This window comes from Companilactobacillus sp. y65-5, from assembly GCF_057541095.1.
Map to the genome: position 1 here is coordinate 107,633 of NZ_BAAJOA010000001.1, position 22,750 is coordinate 130,382.

23 protein-coding genes are annotated in these 22,750 nt (G+C 37.4%); 15 read left to right on the forward strand and 8 right to left on the reverse strand.

The window, feature by feature from the left end; all coding sequences use genetic code 11:
* Window position 1 precedes the first annotated feature (1 nt).
* The 3 genes from AC27FM_RS00625 to AC27FM_RS00635 form a co-directional block, all read right to left on the reverse strand.
* Window positions 2-790 (reverse strand): ion transporter, encoded by a 789-nt coding sequence (locus AC27FM_RS00625; protein WP_487085223.1) that lies wholly within the window; start codon window positions 788-790, stop codon window positions 2-4.
* Window positions 791-914: 124 nt separating this feature from the next.
* Window positions 915-1,439, reverse strand: coding sequence for a phosphatidylglycerophosphatase A family protein (locus tag AC27FM_RS00630; protein WP_487085224.1), 525 nt, complete (start codon window positions 1,437-1,439; stop codon window positions 915-917).
* Between the two features lie 15 nt (window positions 1,440-1,454).
* Window positions 1,455-2,114, reverse strand: coding sequence for an HD domain-containing protein (locus tag AC27FM_RS00635; RefSeq protein WP_487085226.1), 660 nt, complete (start codon window positions 2,112-2,114; stop codon window positions 1,455-1,457).
* 116 nt (window positions 2,115-2,230) lie between these two features.
* Between AC27FM_RS00635 and AC27FM_RS00640 the strand changes: the two genes are divergently transcribed.
* The 3 genes from AC27FM_RS00640 (at window position 2,231) to AC27FM_RS00650 (ending at window position 4,834) form a co-directional block, all read left to right on the forward strand.
* The gene (locus AC27FM_RS00640; protein WP_487085228.1) at window positions 2,231-2,794 is read left to right on the forward strand and encodes a peroxiredoxin; all 564 of its coding nucleotides are present in this window, start codon (window positions 2,231-2,233) and stop codon (window positions 2,792-2,794) included.
* 282 nt (window positions 2,795-3,076) lie between these two features.
* On the forward strand, window positions 3,077-3,826 hold the full coding sequence (pnuC, locus tag AC27FM_RS00645) for a nicotinamide riboside transporter PnuC (RefSeq protein WP_487085230.1): 750 nt from the start codon (window positions 3,077-3,079) through the stop codon (window positions 3,824-3,826).
* 90 nt (window positions 3,827-3,916) lie between these two features.
* Window positions 3,917-4,834, forward strand: a complete 918-nt coding sequence (locus AC27FM_RS00650) for an alpha/beta hydrolase (RefSeq protein WP_487085231.1) — start codon at window positions 3,917-3,919, stop codon at window positions 4,832-4,834.
* Window positions 4,835-4,885: 51 nt separating this feature from the next.
* Here the strand turns inward: AC27FM_RS00650 and AC27FM_RS00655 are convergent, their stop codons facing one another.
* From AC27FM_RS00655 to AC27FM_RS00670, 4 genes are read right to left on the reverse strand one after another with little or no spacing between them, the layout of a single operon-like run.
* Entirely contained in the window at window positions 4,886-6,040 is a 1,155-nt protein-coding gene (locus AC27FM_RS00655) for an NADH-dependent flavin oxidoreductase (protein WP_487085232.1), read from the reverse strand.
* 60 nt (window positions 6,041-6,100) lie between these two features.
* Window positions 6,101-6,424: an ArsR/SmtB family transcription factor gene (locus AC27FM_RS00660; RefSeq protein ID WP_487085233.1), complete on the reverse strand. Its 324-nt coding sequence runs from the start codon at window positions 6,422-6,424 to the stop codon at window positions 6,101-6,103.
* 48 nt (window positions 6,425-6,472) lie between these two features.
* Window positions 6,473-6,844 (reverse strand): hypothetical protein, encoded by a 372-nt coding sequence (locus tag AC27FM_RS00665; RefSeq protein ID WP_487085235.1) that lies wholly within the window; start codon window positions 6,842-6,844, stop codon window positions 6,473-6,475.
* Window positions 6,845-6,855: 11 nt separating this feature from the next.
* Window positions 6,856-7,251, reverse strand: a complete 396-nt coding sequence (locus AC27FM_RS00670; protein WP_487085237.1) for a hypothetical protein — start codon at window positions 7,249-7,251, stop codon at window positions 6,856-6,858.
* A 344-nt stretch (window positions 7,252-7,595) separates the two neighbouring features.
* Between AC27FM_RS00670 and AC27FM_RS00675 the strand changes: the two genes are divergently transcribed.
* The 12 genes from AC27FM_RS00675 (at window position 7,596) to AC27FM_RS00730 (ending at window position 21,447) form a co-directional block, all read left to right on the forward strand.
* Window positions 7,596-8,705, forward strand: a complete 1,110-nt coding sequence (locus tag AC27FM_RS00675; protein ID WP_487085238.1) for a lactate oxidase — start codon at window positions 7,596-7,598, stop codon at window positions 8,703-8,705.
* 147 nt (window positions 8,706-8,852) lie between these two features.
* Entirely contained in the window at window positions 8,853-9,797 is a 945-nt protein-coding gene (locus tag AC27FM_RS00680; protein WP_487085240.1) for a LacI family DNA-binding transcriptional regulator, read from the forward strand.
* Window positions 9,798-9,897: 100 nt separating this feature from the next.
* A complete protein-coding gene (locus AC27FM_RS00685; RefSeq protein WP_487086056.1) occupies window positions 9,898-11,589 on the forward strand; it encodes an alpha-glucosidase in 1,692 nt (563 codons plus the stop codon).
* The gene (locus AC27FM_RS00690; RefSeq protein WP_487085242.1) at window positions 11,573-12,853 is read left to right on the forward strand and encodes an alpha-amylase family glycosyl hydrolase; all 1,281 of its coding nucleotides are present in this window, start codon (window positions 11,573-11,575) and stop codon (window positions 12,851-12,853) included. The genes AC27FM_RS00685 and AC27FM_RS00690 overlap by 17 nt, the downstream gene beginning before the upstream one ends.
* 163 nt (window positions 12,854-13,016) lie before the next feature.
* Window positions 13,017-14,330, forward strand: coding sequence for an ABC transporter substrate-binding protein (locus AC27FM_RS00695; protein WP_487085243.1), 1,314 nt, complete (start codon window positions 13,017-13,019; stop codon window positions 14,328-14,330).
* 23 nt (window positions 14,331-14,353) lie between these two features.
* Window positions 14,354-15,214 (forward strand): carbohydrate ABC transporter permease, encoded by an 861-nt coding sequence (locus AC27FM_RS00700; protein ID WP_487085245.1) that lies wholly within the window; start codon window positions 14,354-14,356, stop codon window positions 15,212-15,214.
* Window positions 15,214-16,026, forward strand: coding sequence for a carbohydrate ABC transporter permease (locus AC27FM_RS00705; RefSeq protein WP_487085247.1), 813 nt, complete (start codon window positions 15,214-15,216; stop codon window positions 16,024-16,026). The genes AC27FM_RS00700 and AC27FM_RS00705 overlap by 1 nt, the downstream gene beginning before the upstream one ends.
* A gap of 16 nt (window positions 16,027-16,042) precedes the next feature.
* Complete coding sequence (locus AC27FM_RS00710; RefSeq protein WP_487085249.1) at window positions 16,043-16,699, forward strand: hypothetical protein; 657 nt, start codon at window positions 16,043-16,045, stop codon at window positions 16,697-16,699.
* Window positions 16,700-16,786: 87 nt separating this feature from the next.
* Window positions 16,787-17,890 carry an ABC transporter ATP-binding protein gene (locus tag AC27FM_RS00715; RefSeq protein WP_487085251.1) on the forward strand — a complete coding sequence of 368 codons (1,104 nt, stop codon included), beginning with the start codon at window positions 16,787-16,789 and terminating at the stop codon, window positions 17,888-17,890.
* A 68-nt stretch (window positions 17,891-17,958) separates the two neighbouring features.
* The gene (locus AC27FM_RS00720; RefSeq protein WP_487085253.1) at window positions 17,959-20,202 is read left to right on the forward strand and encodes a glycoside hydrolase family 65 protein; all 2,244 of its coding nucleotides are present in this window, start codon (window positions 17,959-17,961) and stop codon (window positions 20,200-20,202) included.
* A gap of 70 nt (window positions 20,203-20,272) precedes the next feature.
* Entirely contained in the window at window positions 20,273-20,944 is a 672-nt protein-coding gene (pgmB, locus tag AC27FM_RS00725; protein ID WP_487085255.1) for a beta-phosphoglucomutase, read from the forward strand.
* A gap of 119 nt (window positions 20,945-21,063) precedes the next feature.
* A complete protein-coding gene (locus tag AC27FM_RS00730; protein WP_487085257.1) occupies window positions 21,064-21,447 on the forward strand; it encodes a VOC family protein in 384 nt (127 codons plus the stop codon).
* Between the two features lie 61 nt (window positions 21,448-21,508).
* On the opposite strand, the gene AC27FM_RS00735 is transcribed toward AC27FM_RS00730, so the two are convergent.
* Entirely contained in the window at window positions 21,509-22,738 is a 1,230-nt protein-coding gene (locus tag AC27FM_RS00735; protein WP_487085259.1) for a M20/M25/M40 family metallo-hydrolase, read from the reverse strand.
* Window positions 22,739-22,750 lie beyond the last annotated feature (12 nt).

Genomic DNA, 22,750 nt, shown 5'->3' on the forward strand with positions numbered 1-22,750 from the left:
CCTATGAATCATTTTCTGTATTCTCATGTAATTGCTTTTTTAGACTATCAATTTCGTTATGTAGTTCTTGGTTCTCAGTGGATATATCATCTAATTTAATGATTATTTGATCTAGTTTGTTTTCATTTTTTTCTTTAGTGCTTTGGGTGAAATAATTAGTTATTGTACTAGTTAAGGTCCCGATGAATCCAATCCCAACCAGCATCAGTGAAGCGGCAGCAATCCTGCCTATGATCGTAGTAGGTGCGACATCCCCATAGCCAACTGTCGAAGCAGTAACTATTGCCCACCAGAACGATTCGCCTAAAGACACGCCCTCAGCCAATGAGTACATGATTGAGGCAGTGACTAAGACGATTAGACTGACGATCATCAAGTAGATCAAACCGTTGATTTTTAAAAATTTGCTAAAATGTTTTTGTAATTTACCCGCAGTACCCATGAATCGAATCAAGGTGAAGATTTTCATTGCTTTAAAGACTCTGAAAACTCTAAAGACTCGAAAGGCGCTGAAGATGGAGTTAAATGGAATAATTGCCAGCAAGTCAAAAATATTCTTACGGAAAAAAACTAACTTATGCTTGGCAAGGGCAAATCTAGCAAAGTAGTCGACCGTAAAAATCAGTAAGGTACCAACATCAATGATGATAAAAGGCAACTTAGTATTGTCAATTTCTGGCACATAGCTGATAGCTAAGGTAACTAGTGATAATAATCCAGAAATAATAATTACGATATAATAGGCAATTTTTAATCGTTTGTTTTTTAAGATATTATTATACTTTTTCATATTGATTCTTCTATCTTAAGTATTAATAATAACTGATCGAATGCCCCTCTACATAATCATATCTTATTTACTGATTATATTAAATTCAAATTCAACATAATGTTTTATAAATTCTTGAATTATTTTATTTACCTTGGCGGATCATCGCTTCGACTTCATTTTCATTGTGAGCTAACCAACCACAAGCAGCAGCGGCAATCGCACCAACTAAGTCGTCTAAGAAGACATTTATCTTGCCAGTCGACTTGTCATTTAACTTCGATAAAATCCCGTGCTTTAGTTTATCAACGTAGCCGTAGTTAGTTACTGAAACAGAACCGTATAGGCTGGCAAGAGTTATTGCCAAGTTTTCATCGATACCGTAAGTGGATTCATCAGTTTTCATGATTCTCTGCATAGGTGAGGATAGTAACCCTTTTTCAGCTAAAACGTCTAGTTCGATCCCAGTCATAATGGCGTTTTGCGCTTCACGTTTATGGAGGACTTTATTGATAGCATAGATTGATATTTCTTCGTCCAGTCCCTCCACGTATGACTTCTCTAAGAAGATGACTATTTCAGCAATGTCTGGTAGAGTGACTCCACGTTCGTTCAGATTTCTCAAAATATGTTCGTAGTATTCTTTATCTTGTTCTTCAAATGATGCCATAATATCCCTCCAAAATTATATTTCAGATAACCATTCTGATTTGAATTCATTTAAGAATTCATACATGAATTGTTGTCGGTGTAAGGCAATTTTTTTTGCGGTTGGTGTATTCATCATACTAGTTAACTTTAACAGTTTTTCGTAAAAATGATTAATTATTGTTTCATTATCAAGATTTCGATATTCTGCCTTATTCATTTTTTCCCGAGGTTTTATTGCGGGATCATAAATTGTTTCAGCGTTGGCACCTCCGTAGTATATTGCCCGAGTGATTCCGATCGCTCCAATGGCGTCCAATCTATCTGCGTCTTGTACTACTTGACCTTCAATGGACAGCTTTGGAGGATTTTTGCTCAATGACTTACTGAATGACAGATTATGAGTGATATAGAGGATACTTTCAATTTGACCATCTTTCAGATCAATACTTTTCAGAAATTCTTTTATTTCTGATTCCAGTTGTTCAGGATCGGCTACTAATTTATCATCAGCGACATCATGCAAGTAAGCTGCTCCAAGTGTGATCAATTTGTCGGTGTGTTCTTCATTTGATAAGCGAGTTGCCATTTTAACGACACGTTCGATGTGATCAAAATTATGTCCAGTATGATCTTTTACCATTTTGTCATATGAAAAATCACGTATTTGTTTAATTTGATTTTCGATAGTTAGCATTATCTTCAGTCCTTTAAAAAAGTTATATGTACATTTTAGCAAAGAAATTAGTTACGGCTAGGTTTAATAATTGAATTGTATTAAAATATAGTCATAAATGAGGAGGTATTTAGCTTATGAATTATATCAACAAAGAAATTCCTGACTTTGATGTCAAGGCGTATCATAATGGTGAATTAAAGAGCTACAATAAGCAAAATTTGCTTGGTAAATGGTCCATCTTGTTCTTTTATCCAGCTGATTTCTCTTTTGTTTGTCCAACTGAATTGCAAGATTTAGAAAAACACTATGCTGATTTTAAAGCAAATAATGCTGAGATCTATTCAGTATCAGTTGATAGTGAATTCTCACATATGGCATGGGCAGAGAACACTGAAAGCATCGGTAAGATCGAATATCCAATGTTGGCGGATCAAAAGCATCAATTGGCGGACTTCTTTGATTTAATCGATTCAGAAAGTGGTCAAGCCTACCGTGGTGTCTACATCATCGATCCTAAAGGTATTATCAAGTCATACACAGTAAATGCGATGGGTATTGGTCGTAATGCTCAAGAAATCCTAAGAACATTAGAGGCCGCACAATTTGTAGCTGAGAATGGCGACAATGTTTGTCCAGCAAATTGGCATCCAGGCGAAAAAACAATCGTACCGGGTGCTGATTTGGTAGGTAAAATATAATTTTCTGAAAAATAATCCTGCTGAAGGATTATTTTTTTTAATGTGAATATCTATATTTGGTATTGACCACTAAAAGATATACTAGATATGGTACCGGTATCACAATTAATATAAAAAATTTAATATTATTCTTTAATCCTTGTTCTGACGGCGCCGAACACTTTTGCTCGTATTTTCACTAAAAACAAACCGTGGAAATTTATAATCAGAGTGGTAATATTTTATCTGTTGTTCGTTTAAAGGGGAACAAATTTAGTTTTAAAAAGTTAGGAGAAGGATTAAATGACAAGTATTTTTAGCCCAAAGTGGTATGTCGAACAAATGAAAGGTTGGAGTTTTAAAAGCTACATGCTTTTAATGTTTGGAATAGGCGCAATCACAGCTTCAACACTATCACACAGTATGAGTGGAATTGCCGTAGCAACTTGGTTTGCTGGTGTATTAGGTTTTACTTGCACGGTGGCAATTACTAACGCCAAACCTTTAAACGGTGTATTAGGATTAGTTTCAGCCCTTATCTATATTTTTGTAGCGATCAACGCTAAGAATTTCGCTGATGTTGTACTACAAACCAGTTATATTATTCTTTTGGATATTCCTGTTTTAGTTAGTCCACAATGGGCCAAGGATGCTGAGAAGCATATTCACGGACTTACAGCTCCAAAATGGTTACTAACAGCAGTATTCTTCTTTGCTTCATGGGGTCTATTATATTTGATGGATACACATCTATTTATTAGCCCCAGACCAGTTATCGATTCAGTTGCCAGTGCCATTGGTTTTACAGGTGCGCTATTGTGTACATTACGCTTCCGTGAACAATATTATTTCTGGACTGTTCAAGGTGTTATGTCGATCATCCTTTGGGGTGTTACGGCTGCTCAAGGTGATGCAAGTCCAGTATTATTCTTGACATACATCATGTACTTTATGAATGATATGATCGCATTCTTTGATTCACATACACATTGGTTCCACAAGGTTGATTCACAGCCTTCAATGATGAATAGTGCTAATCAACAATTAAATTAATCCATCAAAAGTTGAGTAGAAAACTCAACTTTTTTTTGGTTAAGATGATATTATATTAGTACATTTACAATGAAGAAGTGGGTTAGATTTATGAATGGGAAAAAATTAGTAAAGATAATATTACTCTCGCTAGTTGGGATCATTATTATTGCAGATCTGGCTGGGGGAGCGTATTTGTTCAACTACGCATTTAAAAAGGGTCAATACAGTAGTAACAATGACAATATTCCGCTAGTGGGTAACAACAAATGGTTTAGTCAACAGGATCAACAAATTTGGACAGAAAAATCCAAAGACGGCCTGACACTGAAGGCTAGATATTTGCCAGCCGAAACGAAGACGGACAAGACGGTTCTAGTCGTCCACGGCTATGCGAGTGCCAGCAAGTACATGGGCTCATACGTTAAAATGTTCCATGATGCAGGCTATAACGTATTGGCACCAGATAATCGTTCGTTTGGGATGAGTCAAGGTGAGTACGCTGGATATGGCTGGAAAGACCGTAGTGACATCTTAAAGTGGATCAGTCGTATCAATCAATTGAACGGACAAGACTCGCAGATAGGGATGTACGGGATCAGTATGGGGGCTGCCACAGTGATGTATACACTAGGTAAGCAACCGAAGAATGTCAAATGGGCCGTCGAAGACTGTGGCTACGCGACAATTTCTGGTGAATTAAATTATCAATTGAAAGAAATGTTCAACTTACCTAGTTTTCCGCTGGTACAAACGGCGGCTATTTATTCGAAGATCTTCGCTGGTTATAATTTCTATGCAGCTAACACGAAGAATACTCTGAAGAAGAGTCACACGCCGCTGTTTTTGATTCATGGTTCTAAGGATACATATGTCCCTACCAGCAATGTTTATACTAACTATAAAAATGCTAATCAACCGAAAAAAATCTGGATCGTCAAAGGTGCAGAGCACGGTGGGTCATATAATGTAGAAGCAACAAAATATATTCGTGAAGTTACAGCCTACGCTGATAAATATTTTAAGTAAAAAAATGCCATATGATCGCGGGTCTAAGTCTAACGATCGTATGGCATTTTTTTAGATTTGTGAACGAAAACTTTTGACATCACTAATCAAACTTCTAGGATCATCATGAGGTTTAGTCGTAATATACTTCCACATAGCGGGATTAATTGCAATTTCATCAAGATGGTCAGGTGAAATTGTATAATTGATCGTATCCTCTGAATTATTTTCAATTTTGGTTAGCCAGTGAGGATCAATTAAAAATTCTCTGCCTAAAGCGACAAAATCGATACCTTTTTCAATTACTTCCTCTGCCTGTTCAGGTGTAGCGATAGAACCCACCGCAATCAATGGTAATCTATCATGTAATTGTTCTTTTATTTTCCATATTAACGGTTCAGTTCCATTATTGCGGTCAGCCGATGTTCTCCAAACATATCTTTGAGATATGTGTAAGTAATCTAGAGGTTTGTCGGCAATTATATCAACGAGTTTTAATGTATCGTTTATTGATACACCTGGGGTAGAAACTTCCTCTGGAGAAATGCGATAACCAAGTAAAAATGGCTTGTTGGAGTACTTTTCAATCACTTCATGTGCTTTATCTATCACTGCCAAAAGAAAATTCATTCTCTTATTTAAGTTTCCACCCCATTTATCAGTCCTTTTATTCGCGTGTGGTGAAAAGAATTGTTGCAATAAATATCCGTTAGCTCCATGCAATTCGATGCCATCAAAGCCGGCTAAAATAGCTCGCCTAGTAGCTTCTCCAAATTCAATGATGATAGCTTCAATATCATCATTTGATAGTTCTTTAAGTGTCTCATATGGATTGGTTTCGCTAGGAATAGCGCTTGGAGATAATGGTATTCTACCTCTTAAAATATTACTATTCGTTGATCTACCAGCATGAAATATTTGTAATATAGCTTTTGTTCTGTCCTTCTTCATATAATTAGCCATCATCTTTAATCGAGGAATAAAATTATCATCCGCTACAGATAATTCTCCCTCAAAGCCTTTACCAGATTCCGAGATATTTGCGACAGGGGAAATAAAAATCCCGGTTTGACCACCGCGTAAGTTAAAATAATTTAGTTCGTCAGTTGACACAGTTCCATCAGATAGACTAGATCCTTCGGTCATAGGAGGGATAACGATTCGATTGTCTACTGATATTCCATTTTTGAATAAAAATGGTTCTTGAAAACGATATTTGTTTGACATTGTATGTTTCTCTTTTCATATTTATTTATCGAGTTTTTTCGATATGTATTTATAAAAAAATTATAGCTCTTTTTTTATAAAGTCTGCTAGCAATTGAATATTTTTTTCATTTCTACGGTAGTATGTCCATTTTCCATGTCTCTCTGAAAGGAGGAAACCTGCGGATTCCAAATCTTTTAGATATTTTGACATGGTTGATTGTGCTAATCCCGATTTCTGAACTATATCGCCAACACAAATTCCTCCTTTTTCGTTCATCATGAAATCAATAGTTTTATGGGAGAGAGTTTTGGAAAACTCCTCTGTAGGGTTTTTGAGCCAATATAATATATCTAGTCTGATTGGATTTGACAGAGCCTTAAATGCATTAATAATTTTTTCCATAAGCACATTATATCGAGATAATTCGATTTGTAAAGATGTAATTGGCATTTATTTTTTTAGATTCGTGACAATATCAGTGATTTCTCTAATCTGATTATCATTCAATTTATGGGAGTCACCAATTATTTCCAAAATTTTATCACCAGAATTGATTATTTTGATAGTCGAATTAGAAGTGGCAATTATTGAGTATACTTCGATGAACAAACTTAAATTCTCAAAATTTTCATTGATTTGGACGTCTTCCTTACCATTACATTGAAATATTTTTTTGACTGAACGAAAAATCATTTGTTTTGCCCGCATATTCCAAGTGCTGACTGTCTTGTGTCGACTGACGTATGGTAAGAATAGCGCGACTATTACAGCTAATAGTTCGCCGATACCAGTCACCCAATCTGCTAATGTGCCACTTTGCATAGTGAAACCTCCTACTTGAGGAAAAGGTTCTCCTGATATGATTTGCTGTCACTATGATAAGTTATTTTTACGTCTAATTCTTTCTGATTTTTAAAATTGTTTTTTATCAAAAATGATTGTTTAGGATTGATGACTTTGTTGTCTAGTTCATCAAGTGTTTCATCGTCATTGATGATAAACGAGTCGATGGTAGCTTGAGATTTTCCGGTATTTTTGATCGATAGGTGATTCTCAATCAGGGTGATCACCAAATATGGCCTTTGATACGTCTCTATCACATCAACCGTCTTCTTCAGTGATGCGTTTATTTTGAAGACTGAAGTTGAAAGCAGAATAACTCCAACGATACTAGTGATTACTAAGATGATTGCTGAAATAGCTAATGCAAATTCATTAAAAGGTGTCAATTTATTGCCTCCTTGAGGATTTGTTCTATCTCTTTAACATAATACTTGTTAGAAATTTATTCAATCTTACAAAAATGTAAGACTAGACTAACGAATTAGTTATATTGTTGATAAGGTGTTTACGGGATAAGTTTTTAGCGTGATAATGAACACTGGTAAATGAATTTGAACATTTATCAAATACAAACTACATATCATAAGCTAATCCGTAACCAAAACAGTCTTGATGTCTGCCCGACTTCAAGGCTGTTTTTTTGGCACTTTGTCAATTATCGAGAAAGATTATTTGTTAAATTATAATTTTTGTATTAATGTGATCATGATAAAAATTGGAGGAATTGCTAATGACAGAGTTTAATGGATATTTTCAAAATGATAATGAGAAAGAAATTAAAGTTTTAAATTTACCTAGTCTTGAAGCTGAGGCCAAAAAAATCATTCCTGAGGGTGGATTCGGATACATTAGTGGAGGTTCTGAGGATAACTGGACGCTAAATCACAATAGTGATGCATTCAATCACGTTCAAATCATCCCTAGAGTATTGAGTGATATCGATGATCCTCAAACTAATACTAGTATTTTTGGTATCGACGTCAAGACACCAATCATGATGGCACCTGCTGCTGCCCAAGGTTTGGCACATGCCAAGGGTGAGATCGACACTGCTGCTGGTGTTGCTAAAGCTGGAGCTTTGATGTCACAGAGTACATATTCTTCGACATCCATTGCAGATACTATGGCAGCTGGTAACGGTGCTCCCCAATTTTTCCAATTGTACATGAGTAAAGACTGGAATTTTAACGAAAGTCTGATTAATGAAGCAAAAGAAGCTGGAGCAAAGGCAATTATTTTAACTTCAGATGCTACGGTGGACGGTTATCGTGAATCTGACATCGTTAATGATTTTCAATTCCCGATTCCAATGGCAAACTTGACTAAGTTCAGTGAGGGTGATGGCAAAGGTAAGGGTATCGGTGAAATTTATGCTGCTGCAGCCCAAAAGATCAGTCCGGATGATGTTAAACGTATCAAGGAAATCGCTGGCTTACCAGTAATCGTTAAGGGTGTGCAAAGTCCTGAGGATGCACTTCTAGCAATCGGTGCTGGTGCTGATGGTATTTATGTTTCTAATCACGGTGGTCGTCAGTTGAACGGTGGACCAGCATCATTCGATGTCTTAAGTGATGTTGCCAAGGCCGTAAATCACAAGGTTCCTATCATCTTTGATAGTGGTATACGTCGTGGATCACACGTATTTAAGGCTCTTGCAAGTGGTGCTGACATGGTTGCACTTGCCAGACCAGTTATTTATGGTTTAGCACTTGGTGGTGCTGATGGCGTCTATTCCGTCGTTGAACACTTGAATGACGAGTTCAAGACCATCATGCAATTAGCTGGTACGAAGACGATTGCTGATGTTAAAAATGCAAAACTAATAAAAAATAATTATTAGAATAATTTAGATAATTAAAATGATGTCAAAATCTAATCTTATTAATTTTAAGGTTGGATTTTTTTATTAAAATAATAATGACCACATATCTGGGAATTGGTATAATTGAAAGCACAAGGGTTAAATTCTTTAAGGGAGTTGTGATATATGGCGACACTTATGGATGTGGCAAAGCGTGCCAATGTTTCGAAGATGACAGTCTCACGTGTCATCAATCATCCAGATATGGTTACTAATGAACTTAAACAATTGGTATATCAGGCTATGCAAGAATTGGATTACCATCCTAACTTGATTGCTAAGGCATTAGTTAATAATTCTACACGTATTGTTAAACTGTGTATTTTGGAAGATATTGATACGACCGAGCCTTATTTTATGAATTTAATGGTCGGCATTGCTAAAACACTTGATCTGCACCAATACTCATTACAATTAGTTACGCGTCGTAACTTTGATATTGGTAATTGCGATGGATATATCATCACTGGTATGCGTAAGGATGATCTCGACTGGATCAAGAATCTAGACAAACCAGTAATAATGTTTGGTGAGAATCGTTACGGATTGGACTATGTTGATACAAATAACAAGGCTGGTACTTATAAGATGACAAAACTAGTCCTAGACCGCGGCTATGAACATCTTGTATATATAGGTATGGATAGTAGGGAATCATTCGAATATTCGCGTGAGGCTGGTTTCATTCAGCAAGTTCAAGAAAATCAAATCATTCCAGAACTTTATCGTTTTGGAAATCATAGTCACTTATCAGAGGAATTCATCACTAAAAATTGGGATAAAATCGAAAAAAATACCGCCTTTATTTGTGCATCAGATCGGCTGGCTATGGGTATCGAACGGGGCATCGCACGTTGTGGCGGTTCGATACCGGATGATTACGGTGTGACGGGTTTTGATGGAGTCTTCCTAAGCCAAGTCGCATCACCAAAAATCACAACTGTTAAACAATCAATAATCGAGATGGGTAGTGCTTGTGGTGAGAACCTGCTCGATAAAATAAATTCTAAGTCTTCGCAAGGAAATCTTATCTTTGAACCTAAGATTTGTTTAGGCGGTACTTTGAGATAATAATATTGTTATCGGTAACATCTATGTAAGCCTTGTTATTAGTAGGCTTATTTTTTTATACTTGAGTGGAAGCGTTTACTGGATTGGGGGATAAGCTGTGATGAAATGGTATGATAATGCAATTATTTATCAAATTTATCCAAAGAGTTTTCAAGATACAAATGGTGATGGGATTGGGGATATACCCGGAATAATCAAAAGGTTGGATTACATTAAGCAATTAGGCGTTAATACTATTTGGTTGAACCCGATTTTTGTATCTCCTCAAATTGACAATGGTTATGATGTTTCGAATTACTTTGCGATCGATCCCAGTTTGGGAACTAAAGAAGATTTTGAACAATTACTGTCTGAAGCGCATCTGCGCGGAATCCACATAATACTGGACTTGCCGATCAACCATACGTCAGACCAACATCCATGGTTTCAAGATGCGATCAATAATGACAATAGTATTTTCAGAGATTATTATCTTTGGCATCAGCCAGTCGATGGGCACGAGCCTAACAATTGGGGTTCGTTTTTTGGCGGTAGTGTCTGGTCCAAAGTACATCCTGAAGATGACGAGTATTATTTTCATTTATTCGACAAAAAAATGCCTGATTTAAATTGGAAAAATGTTGAAGTTCAAAAATCAATGGCGGACATTGCCAAGTTTTGGATTGATAAGGGAGTGGACGGTTTTAGACTGGACGCCTTTATTCATATGGCCAAAGCCGATATTGGTCAAATGTCACTTGATGATTCGAAAAAATATCCAATTGATGATACCTTCTTCGCCAATTTACCAGAAGTAAAACAATACCTCGGTGGATTCGTAAGTCAGATCAAAGCTAGAAATCCGGATATTTTCTTATTAGGTGAGGCCGCCTCAGCCAATGCGTATCAAGCCGCTGAGTATACTCGACGAGATGAGTCCGTCTGTGACATGATCGTGTCTTCAGACAATTTTGGTGAAGTCTATGATGATGTCAATTTTGGTGACATTCCAAAATTTTTCAGACCTCGTCAATTGTCTCTCGATCGGTTCAAAGATACTTTTGTTAAGTGGGAGAGCGTGTTAGCAAATACCAGTTTTCCGGCTTTGACGTGGGGCAATCACGACATCAGCCGGTTCATCGACCGACTCAAATTGCCGACTGATGATGTCAAACTCAAAAAAGCATTGGCAATGATGATGTTTCTTCAACGTGGGGTCCCAATTATTTATTACGGTGAAGAAATTGGCCAACACGGCCTGCAATATCAACGATTATCTGACTTTGATGACCAACGAGCGGTTGATTTGATCAGTAGTCTGCAAGCAAAAAAAGTTCCAGATGATAAGATATTAAAGTTATTAAACTCTCAAGATGAGATGACGGCACGTGGACCGTTTCAATGGGACGAATCCGAATATGCCGGATTCTCAAATGTCAGGCCATGGAATTGGGCGGATCATTCGTCGGAAAATGCCAATCAAGAATTGATCAATGCGAACAGTCTATTGAGCTTTTATCAAAAATTACTCAAATTGAAGTCGAGTGATTGTTTCTCGTCGGGAAATTATCGCCTTCTCAAGACTGATAAGAACTTATTTGTATTTCAACGGAGTACAAATGATAGTATTGGTATGGTAATAGTTAATTTTTCTGACAGTGATTCTGATTACCAATTACCAACGCAGGACGATTTGCAAGTCGTATTATCGAATCAAGAAACCAAAATTAGCAATCGCACGATTCACTTAGAAGCATGGGGATGTTGTGCGCTGTCAAACAATGGAGGAGTTATCAATGGCATATCAAACTAATATCGATCTCAGAAAAATTCAAATTTATTGTATTTTTACTCGTAATCACACGCCAGAGGGCACTCTAAAGGCGCTTGAAGCTGATTTAGAGCGAATTAAAAATTTAGGAACTGATTATATTTGGCTAATGCCAATTAATCCTGTTGGAGTTGTCGACCGTAAGGGTGGTGTAGGTTCTCCTTATGCCATCCAAGATTATCGAAAAATCGAAAAAGCTCAAGGAACTTGGGAAGACTTTGAACATTTAGTCAAAGCTATACACGAGCATGGCATGAAGGCAATGATCGATATCGTCTACAATCACACTTCACGGGACTCAGTTCTCTTGAAGGAACACCCAGAGTGGTTCTTACACGATGACGAAGGTAATCTGTATAACAAGAACCCTGAGTGGAGTGATGTAGCAGAACTTGATTACTCTGAACAAGGTTTGTGGAATTATCAAATCGAAACATTGAAAATGTATGCAAAAGTTGTTGATGGTTTCCGCTGTGACGTAGCTCCACAAGTCCCGATCCAGTTCTGGGAGAAGGCACGTCAGGAAGTCTCCAAGGTCAACGATAATATTTTGTGGCTAGCTGAATCAACTGGTGGCGATTATATTAAGGCCATTCGTGACAAGGGATACTGGATATCCTCTGATGGTGAAATCTACCGTGCATTTGACTTCGCCTATGATTACGATATTGACCAAATTTATCGCAGCTATATCAGAGGTGAGATACCGCTGAAGCGCTATGTAGAAGCCTTGAACCAACAGGAATTGATCTATCCTGCAAATTATATCAAGATGCGTGGTTTAGAAAATCATGATCAAGATCGGGCACATGACCTGTTCCCAAATGAGAATGATTTGATAAATTGGACTGCATTTGCGGCCTTTCAAAAGGGCTCAACATTGGTTTATGCTGGTCAAGAGGTCGGGATGACACATACACCTAGTCTGTTTGACGTTGACAAGCTAAATTGGAATACGGATCTTGATTTAAGTTCGTTGATCAAACGAATGCATGAATTGAGCCAAGATGAGATTCAGTATAAGGGCGAGTATGACGTTGAAGCCCTAGATGATGATATTGTCGAAGTCACCTTCAAGTTAGGTAACAAAACTCGTGTGGGGATTTTCTCACTCAAGAGCAAAATATCGCACGTTAAATTGAATATTCCAGATGCAAAATACACTAATTTAATTACTGAAAATAGCGTTGAAATACATCACGGGTTGCTATCGATGGATTACGACCCAGTCATAATTGAATATTAAAGAAACTCTGTAAGCCAAGCTAGTCAAGGGATTAGCTTGGCTTTTTGAATTGGTATGGAACAATTCTGTTATCGGTAACATCTCGAAACCGCTTGCAAGAAAACGTTATCAGAAAGATAATTATAGGCGTAGTAAAGAAATTATTATATAGGGGGTCAAGGTAATGAAAAAAGGTTTCTGGAAACGTTTCGGAAAACGAATTGCTGTGGTTGCGTTAGCAGCTGGAGCGACTTTTACATTAGCTGCATGTAGTAGTGGTGGCAGTTCATCATCTTCCGGTGATAAAACAAAGATCACTATTCTACAAGGGAAGGTAGAAAACAACAAGCAATTAAAACAAATTGCTAAGCAATATGAGAAGACTCATAAGAATGTTACTATCGAGATCACTTCTATCGGTGGTGGTACTGATTATGATCCTGTTTTAAAGACAAGAATCTCATCAGGTAACTCACCTACAATCTTCAGTTTGGCTGGTCCTGCCGACGTTAAGCAATTTAAGGCTTATGAAGCAGATCTTTCAGACACAAAGACAGCCAAGGCTGCACTACCTGGCGTATTGAGCGCCGTTAAGTCAGATGGTAAGACAGTTGGACTACCATTCAACGTTGAAGGTTATGGATTTGTCTATAACAAGAAAGTCTTCGAAAAGGCTGGTATCGATCCAGAAAGTTTGACAACAGTTGATAAATTACAAGCTGCGGTTGAGCAATTGGATGCACAAAAAGAACAACTAGGCATCAAGGGTGTCTTCGCATTACCTGGTAAGGAAGCATGGATCATGTCAGACCACTTGCTCAACCTTTACTTAGCACAAGATTATAACGGTAACGCACAAACACTTTACAAATCAAAGACTATGAAGTTCTCAAAGAATGCTGACATGAAGACAATGCTTGATCTACAAAAGAAGTATTCAATTCAACCAGTAATGCAAATGGATTACTCAGCACAAGTTAACCAATACTTCTCACAAGGTAAGACAGCCATGATTCAACAAGGTGACTGGATCTATCCAACTGTTGAAGGTATTGATAAGGACTTCGCACAAAACGATATTGGTATGATTCCAATTCCTGTACCTGGTGAAGAAGGAAAATTACCAGTCGGAACATCACTATACTGGGCAGTTAACAAGCGTAAGACAGCAACAGAACAAAAGGCTGCTAAACAATTCTTAGATTGGCTATACACATCTAAAGAAGGTAAGAAAGCCGTTGTTAATAAGCTTCACTATGTACCAGCATACAAAGGTTACGATGATTTGAAGATGTCAGACCCATTAACATCAGTAGTTTATGACTACGAACAAAAGGGCCAAACAACTGGATGGGCATTCCCTGGATACACAGGTACTGCTTGGGATCCAGACGTTGCACAACCTAACCTACAAAAGTACTTATCTGGCAAGCAAAGCTGGGAAAAGACAGTCAAGAATATGACAGATGGCTGGGCAAAACAACAAAAAGGTAACTAGTTTGACAAAAGAGGGCAATGAATATGAAAAATAGAAGTCTTTCATTTTGGCTATTTTTAACGCCAACCCTCGTTGCGTTAGCCTTGGTTGTATTCATTCCAGTAATTGAAGGTTTATTCTATTCATTTACTAACTGGGATGGTCTTACTTATACCAAGATGGTAGGATTTCAAAATTACATTCAATTGTTCCACGATAAGGCGTTTATTAACGCCTTTTGGTTTACAGTGGGCTTTGTTATTGTAACTGTTATTCTACTGAACGTGATCGGCTTAGGGTTAGCATTACTAGTAACACAAAAATTCAAGGGAAGTAATTTCCTACGTACCGTATTCTTCATGCCAAATATGATTGGTGGTTTAATCCTAGGATTTATTTGGCAATTCATTTTCACACAAGGATTTTCAGCTTTAGGTGACGCATTACACATGGGTTGGTTGCAAAATTGGCTCACCAATGAGGTCACAGGTTTTTGGGGATTAGTAATCGTTACAGTATGGCAAATGAGTGGTTATATCATGATCATTTATATCGCATACTTACAAAATATCCCTAATGAAGTTATTGAAGCTGCTGAAATCGACGGTGCTTCAGCTTGGCAACGTTTCACCAAAATCACGTTTCCAATGATCGCACCAGCATTCACAGTTTGCATGTTCTTGACACTTTCAAACGGATTCAAGATTTACGACCAAAACCTTTCATTGACGAATGGTGGACCATATCATTCAACACAAATGTTGGCTATGGATATTGTTAATACAGCGTATAACTCAAGTAATTTCGCCTTATCAGAAGCTAAGGCTATGATCTTCTTCTTGATCGTTGCTGCAATATCATTGTTGCAAGTCTTCTATAACCGTAAGAGGGAGGTGGATCTATAATGAGCAAAAAAAGTAGAACGATTTTGGGAATTTTTGGAATACTTCTTGGAATCATCTGGTTATTCCCATTCTATTTGATCCTTACTAACTCATTTAAGACACCTAAAGGGATTTTCGCATCAGTGCTTTCACTTCCAGTACAAAGCACAACATCTAACTACGTGAATTCCTTTCATGCTCTAGATTTTATGGCTTCATTAACTCATTCATTGATTATTACTGTTGCTTCAGTATTGGTAATAATCCTCGGCTCCTCAATGGGAGCATATGCACTTCAAAGAAACAAATCTAAATTGAGCGGTTGGCTATTAATGTTGTTCATTTCAGCAATGTTGATTCCATTCCAATCAGTTATGATTCCTTTGACAGCTAACTTTGGTAGTGTTCATTTCTTGAACATGTGGGGTCTAGTTGTAATGTACTTAGGTTTTGATTGTAGTTTATCTATATTCTTGTACCAAGGTACTTTGTCCAGTATTCCACTAGCAATGGACGAGGCAGCTGAGATGGAAGGCGCAAGCCGTTGGCAAATATTCTACAAGGTTATTTTCCCAATGCTTAGCCCTATGACAGTTACGGTTGCCATCCTAAATATCATTGCGATCTGGAATGACTACCTATTACCATCGCTGGTATTGCCACAGACGCAATATACGATTCCGCTACAAATGTTTAACTTCTTCGGTCAATACACGAAGCAATGGCATTTAGCCTTAGCCGGAATCACAATTTCTATCTTACCTGTAATCATCTTCTATCTATTCGCACAGAAGTGGATCATCAAAGGTGTTACAGATGGTGCTGTTAAGTAATTAAGGAGGAGATAATGTGATTAATTTGAACTCGAAAAATGGTCAAAAATTAATGACCATTGGAAATTGGATCTGGTCTTTATTTACCATCAATGTTTCATTCTTTTTGATAAATTTTTCGGTGATTTTAACCGCAATTATCCTTTCCAATTTGCCGGTATCGAGTGTTTATTACATCGTACTATTCGTTATGTGGTTGATGCTTTCACTATTCACGATACCTGGATTGACTGCTAGTTTTTCAGCAGTTCAGCAATGGCAAGTTAATGGCAGTAGTAGTTTTTTCAAGTATTTCTTTAAAGAATGGTTTGAACAATTACAAGATTATAAAGTCAATTTTGGATTTGGTACAGTTGCCATAGTTATGATCGTACTTAACAAAATTACGTTAGGGAATACGCAATGGCACACCGTAGTTCTAACTTTTACATTCGTATATTTAATGGCATTGATCGCCGCAACATTTCAATCGGCGACTAAAGAAAGCGCAAATGTCTTAACGTTGTTAGTTTCTAAGCCATTTCCCATAATTGTTTCAGTCGTTATTTTCTTAGTTCTGATTCTGATAAATTTTGTCTTACAATTAGCATTTCTAAGTGTTATATGTAGTATTTCTTTAGCTACTTACATTTCTTATCGTTTATTAGGTGGCAAAGTAGTAAAAAATGATTGACTTTGGGTGTGGCGGACACATCTAGATTGATTAATGATCAAAATCATTAATTAACTGGAAGTCAAAAAAATAAAAGGAGCGTTAAAAATGGTAGAAATTAATTTAGATCACATTTATAAACGCTATCAAGGCAATACTGACTATTCAGTTAGTGATTTCAACCTAGACATTAAAGATGGTGAATTTATTGTCTTTGTTGGACCTTCCGGATGTGGTAAATCCACCACATTGCGCATGATAGCTGGCTTGGAGGATATAACTGATGGTGATTTTAAGATGGATGGGAAGGTAATGAATAAGGTTGCTCCCAAAGATCGTGATATCGCTATGGTATTCCAGAACTATGCCTTGTATCCTCACATGACCGTCTTTGACAACATGGCCTTCGGACTAAATATTCGTAAGAACGACAAAGCTGATACTAAGAAGCGTGTCGAAAACGCTGCTAAGATCCTAGGCTTAACAGATTATCTTAAACGTAAACCAGGTGCCCTCTCTGGTGGTCAGAGACAACGTGTTGCCTTAGGACGTGCTATCGTCCGTGATGCCAAGTTATTCTTACTTGATGAACCATTATCTAACTTGGATGCCAAATTGAGAGTTCAAATGCGTACCGAGATTGCTCAGTTGCATCAAAGATTAGGTCGTAATTTTATCTATGTTACTCACGATCAAGTCGAAGCTATGACAATGGCTGATCGAATCGTAATCATGAGTGATGGTAAAATTCAACAAGTAGGATCGCCAGCTGATCTATACAATAAGCCAGTAAACAAATTCGTTGCCGGATTCATCGGTTCGCCAGCCATGAACTTCTTTGACGTAACTCTTGCAGATGGTAAAGTTACAAATGATGAAGGAATCGATCTGGTCGTACCTGAAGGTCAATACAAGATCCTAAAGGAAAAAGGCTACGAAGGTAAGAAATTAACATTTGGTATTCGTCCAGAAGATATCCACGCTGAACAAGTTGCGATTCAAGCATTTCCAGATGCAACCATTAGTGCCAAAGTTCAAGTTTCCGAACTGTTAGGCTCTGAATCAATGTTGTATTCAAAATTAGGAAATACAGATTTTATTGCAAAAGTTAACTCACGTGATTATCATGAACCTGGAGCGGAAGTAACAATGGCTCTTGAAATGACAAAAGCTCATTATTTTGATGATGATACAGAAGAAACGATTCTTTAGAGGATTTTAAAAAGGTAATTGGGTAGTTTATTTACCTAATTACCTTTTTATTTAGGAGGTGTAAATGAATGAAGCGGATATTTGAAGTTGATCCCTGGAATATCGTCACGCATAAGCTAGAAAAAGACGATCGCCGTCTACAAGAGAGTATGACTAGTCTAGGTAATGGCTACATGGGGATGCGTGGAAATTTTGAAGAAGACTACACGGGTGATAGTCTACCAGGTATCTATCTTGCTGGAGTTTGGTATCCAGATAAGACACGTGTTGGTTGGTGGAAGAATGGTTATCCGGACTATTTTGGAAAAGTTATCAACGCAGTCAATTTTATTAAGATCAATTTTTTGATCAACGGTTCAAAATTGGATCTTGGCAAAGATTCGATCAGTAATTTTAAATTAGATTTAAATATGAAAAATGCAGTTTTATCCAGATCATTTGTAGTTACCAAAGGTAAAGCAAAGGTTGAGTTTAAATTTGAAAGATTCTTGAGTGTAGCTCAAAAAGAACTATCAGTTCAAAAAGTGAGCTTCCGTAACTTATCTGGTAGCAATGTAGAAATAAAAGCAATCTCTGCAATTGATTCGAATGTCGTCAATGAAGATTCCAATTACGACGAACATTTTTGGAATGTTCAACACATTGATGAACATAGCTTGGTTGCTCAAACTAAACCGAATGACTTTGGAACGCCACAATTTACATCCGGAATGGAAATGCACCACTTTACGGTGATGGAAAAAGTTGATTCGACAGTTACTGACTCTGAAACCAGCGAGACATTTACAATCACACTTGGGTTAGATGATATTGCTATGATCGAAAAGCGTGTTGTGGTCGTAACTTCAAGGGACTATGATTCGAATACAGACTTAACTAATGCCATGAATAAATTATCCGATGAAGTCGCAAACCATTCTTACGATGAATTGTTGACATCACACAAGAATGTCTGGGCAGATCGTTGGAATCAATCAGACATCAAAATCAAAGGTGATGACGAATCACAACAAGGTATGCGATTTAACCTGTTTGGGTTATTCTCAACTTACTATGGTGATGACGCACGGTTGAATATTGGACCTAAGGGATTCACTGGCGAGAAGTATGGCGGAGCGACCTATTGGGATACTGAGGCTTTCTGCGTGCCAGTTTATCTAGGGATCACCAAGCCAGAAGTAACTCGAAACCTACTCATGTATCGATACAAACAACTAGATGGTGCATTTGTTAATGCGCGTAAGCAAGGTTTGAAAGGCGCACTATTCCCAATGGTCACGTTCAACGGAATTGAATGTCACAATGAATGGGAAATCACCTTTGAAGAGATACATCGTAATGGTGATATTGCCTTTGCAATTTACAATTACACTCGCTATACGGGTGACAAGTCGTTTGTTCTCCATGAAGGTAGTGAGATATTGACAGAGATCAGTCGCTTCTGGGCTGATCGAGTACACTTCAGTATGCGTAATAATCAGTACATGATCCATGGCGTTACTGGGCCAGATGAGTATGAAAACAACGTTGACAACAATTGGGATACTAATTTACTAGCCAGATGGACTTTGGAATATACTCTTAAAATTTTGCAGGAAGTTTCTGATGAACAAGCAAAGAAACTGAATGTTTCGGATGAAGAACGATTCAAGTGGCAAGACATTATAGACAAAATGTACATGCCATATGACCAAGGTCTCAACATCTTTGTCCAACATGACGGATTTTTGGATAAGGAACTTGCACCAGTCAGTGATATTCCCAAGGATCAATTGCCGATCAATCAACACTGGTCATGGGACAAGATCCTACGCTCACCTTATATTAAACAAGGCGATGTCTTGCAAGGTATTTGGGACTTCATCGAGGATTTCACTCCCGAAGAAAAGCAAGCTAACTTCAATTTTTATGAACCCTTGACCGTTCATGAGTCAAGTCTTTCACCCGCAATTCATTCTGTATTGGCAGCCGACCTTCATTATGAAGATAAAGCAGTTGAATTATATGAGAGAACCGCTAGACTAGACTTAGATAACTATAATAATGATACCGATGACGGATTGCATATCACCGCAATGACTGGTGGTTGGTTAGCGATAGTTCAAGGATTTGCTGGAATGAGAGTACATTCTGACGGAGTCTTGAGTTATAAGCCATTCTTACCGAAGAAATGGGACAGTTATTCGTTCAGGCAAGTCTTCAGAGGTCGAGTTATCGAAGTTAATGTTGATCAAGAAGGTTCTGACATCAAGCTGATTTCAGGTGATCCACTTGATATTGAAGTTGATGGCAAATCTATTACACTGAATTAATCAAAAAAATAATTGAGGGCTGAGACATATTATTTGTCTTAGCCTTTTTTATTAAATGGGAGTGTCTAACATGGTTAAATTTGAACAAATCAAAGGTTTTATATTCGACTTAGACGGAGTCATCGCTGATACGTCAGTATACCACGGTAAATCATGGCATCAATTGGCTGACAAACTAGGCGTTGCCTGGACTGATCAACTGGCAAATGATCTCAAGGGTGTCAGTCGGATGGATTCACTAGAATTGATTCTAAAATCTGGTGGTAAAGAGAACGATTATACAATTGAAGAAAAAGAAAAGCTGGCTGAAGAAAAAAATACTAATTACTTGAACTTACTCAAAGATATGGATAAGAGTGCGATATTGCCAGGGATGGCTGATTTTATCAGAAGTCTAGAAGAAAATGATTACAAGTTATCACTAGCATCTGCTTCTAAGAATTCCCCGTTAGTCTTGAAGCAACTAGGCTTGGCAGAATACTTCAAATATCGAATCGATCCATCGACACTGAAACATGGTAAACCAGATCCAGAGATATTTGCTCGCGGGGCAGAAGTATTAGGTTTGAAGCCCGAAGAATGTATCGGTATTGAAGATGCATCAGCTGGTGTAAAATCTATCAATGGTGCGGGCGAGACTTCAGTTGGCGTTGGAGATCCTGAGGTCTTGCATGAAGCTGACATTAATTTTGAAAATACATCTGAGGTTACCTTGGTAAGTATTAAAAAAGCAATGGACTAGACATCTGATTCGAAAAGAATAACTTTTAAAAAAAAAAATGTTAAACTGATACTAATGATACTTAGGTGATTTCAAGTATCAATACTCCCACAAACTGTGGGAGCATTAGGGGGATTTTTATGAAGATTGAGCATGTTGGTTTATATGTGAAAGATATCGAAGAAACCGTAAAGTTTTATGAGACTTATTTCGAGGCAAAGTCATCAGAAAAATATCATAATCCAGTTTCAACGTTTTCTTCAAGATTCTTGAGTTTTCCAGATGGTGTACGACTTGAGGTTTGCAATCGAGATGATTTAAATCCGCATCGTATCAGTGGTTTTCCATTAGGATATATGCACATTGGCTTTTCGTTGGGATCAAAAGAAGCTGTCGATGAATTGACTGCCAGAATTGAAGCTGATGGTTATCGACACTTGAGTGGACCACGTACGACCGGTGATGGATATTATGAGAGCGTCGTTTGTGACCCCGAAGGAAATCAAATTGAATTAACAGTTTAAACAAAAAACACTTTTAAAGTTATGAATACGACTTTAAAAGTGTTTTTATATTATCTATTAATTATTCGAAGAATTTTTTAGCTATTAATTTATATATATCAATGAATTTCAAATAATCGTCTTCAAAAACAAATTCATTGATCTGATGAGCACTTTCGTTACCAGGTCCAGCAACAACCACTTCTAGATCGTGATTTGCTTCGACGAATTGTGAAGCATCTGTTCCGCCGGGGGCACCTACAGCAATTGCGTTTTGCATCCAAACTTCCTTATAAGCATCACGAACTATTTGTAAGAATCCAGAATTCAAGTCAGTTTTAACAGGCCAGTTGCTACTCTCGACTTTCAGCTCAAGGTTCATCTTCGAATCAGATTGATTCAAATTCTGGACGATTTCTTCTAGTTCAGAAATAATCTTGTCATTGTTATATTCGGGGATGGTTCTAATTTTGACAGTCATTTCAGCATATTCAGGGATAGTATTTTCTTGATCACCCGAATTGAAGATTGTAACTACTGGTTTAGTTTTACCCAATACGTCATCATCGGCGGAAGTCAGTTTATCAAAATATTCATTTTGTTTATTATAATAGGTAACTAAATTATCTAGTGCATTGATTCCAACCTCAGGCATCGAACTATGTGCTGCCTTACCATGAGAAATCACCTGATAAGTAACAGAACCTTTGTGAGCACAGAAAATCGAATGACGTCCATATTCGCTAGGGTTAGGTTGTGTAATTCTGATCAAGCCACTTCCAGCTAATTTGTCAGTCACTAACTTAGAAGTTGAGTTCGTAGGTTCACCAACTACTAAGGCTGAGAGATCATCAGCATAACCGGCATCTGAAAGTTGTTTTGCACCAAGTTCACCAATTTCTTCACTGACCGTAGCGATGAACTTAATGTTGCCATTGAAAGACTCATCGTCATTTAATTCAATCAAGGCGATTGCCATACCAGCGAGTCCACCTTTCATATCTGAAGTTCCACGTCCAAAGATTTTTCCATCAATGTGTTTGGGCTTAAATGATGAATCGTAATTCCACTTGCTTTCATCGACTGGGGCGACAACATCTTCGTGTCCAGTAAAACCAAGAATAGGGCCGTCGCTATTTTTTATGGTAGCAATCAAGTTGTAACGATTTTCAGCATATTCGACTAATTCAGTTTGAATACCATGTTTATCAAAAAGTTTTTTTAAGTAATCGGCCACGATTTTTTCGTCACCATTTACAGTTCTAAATTTGATCAGGTCGTCTAAGATTTCAAGTTTTTCAGATTTTTCCATTGCTAGTCCTCC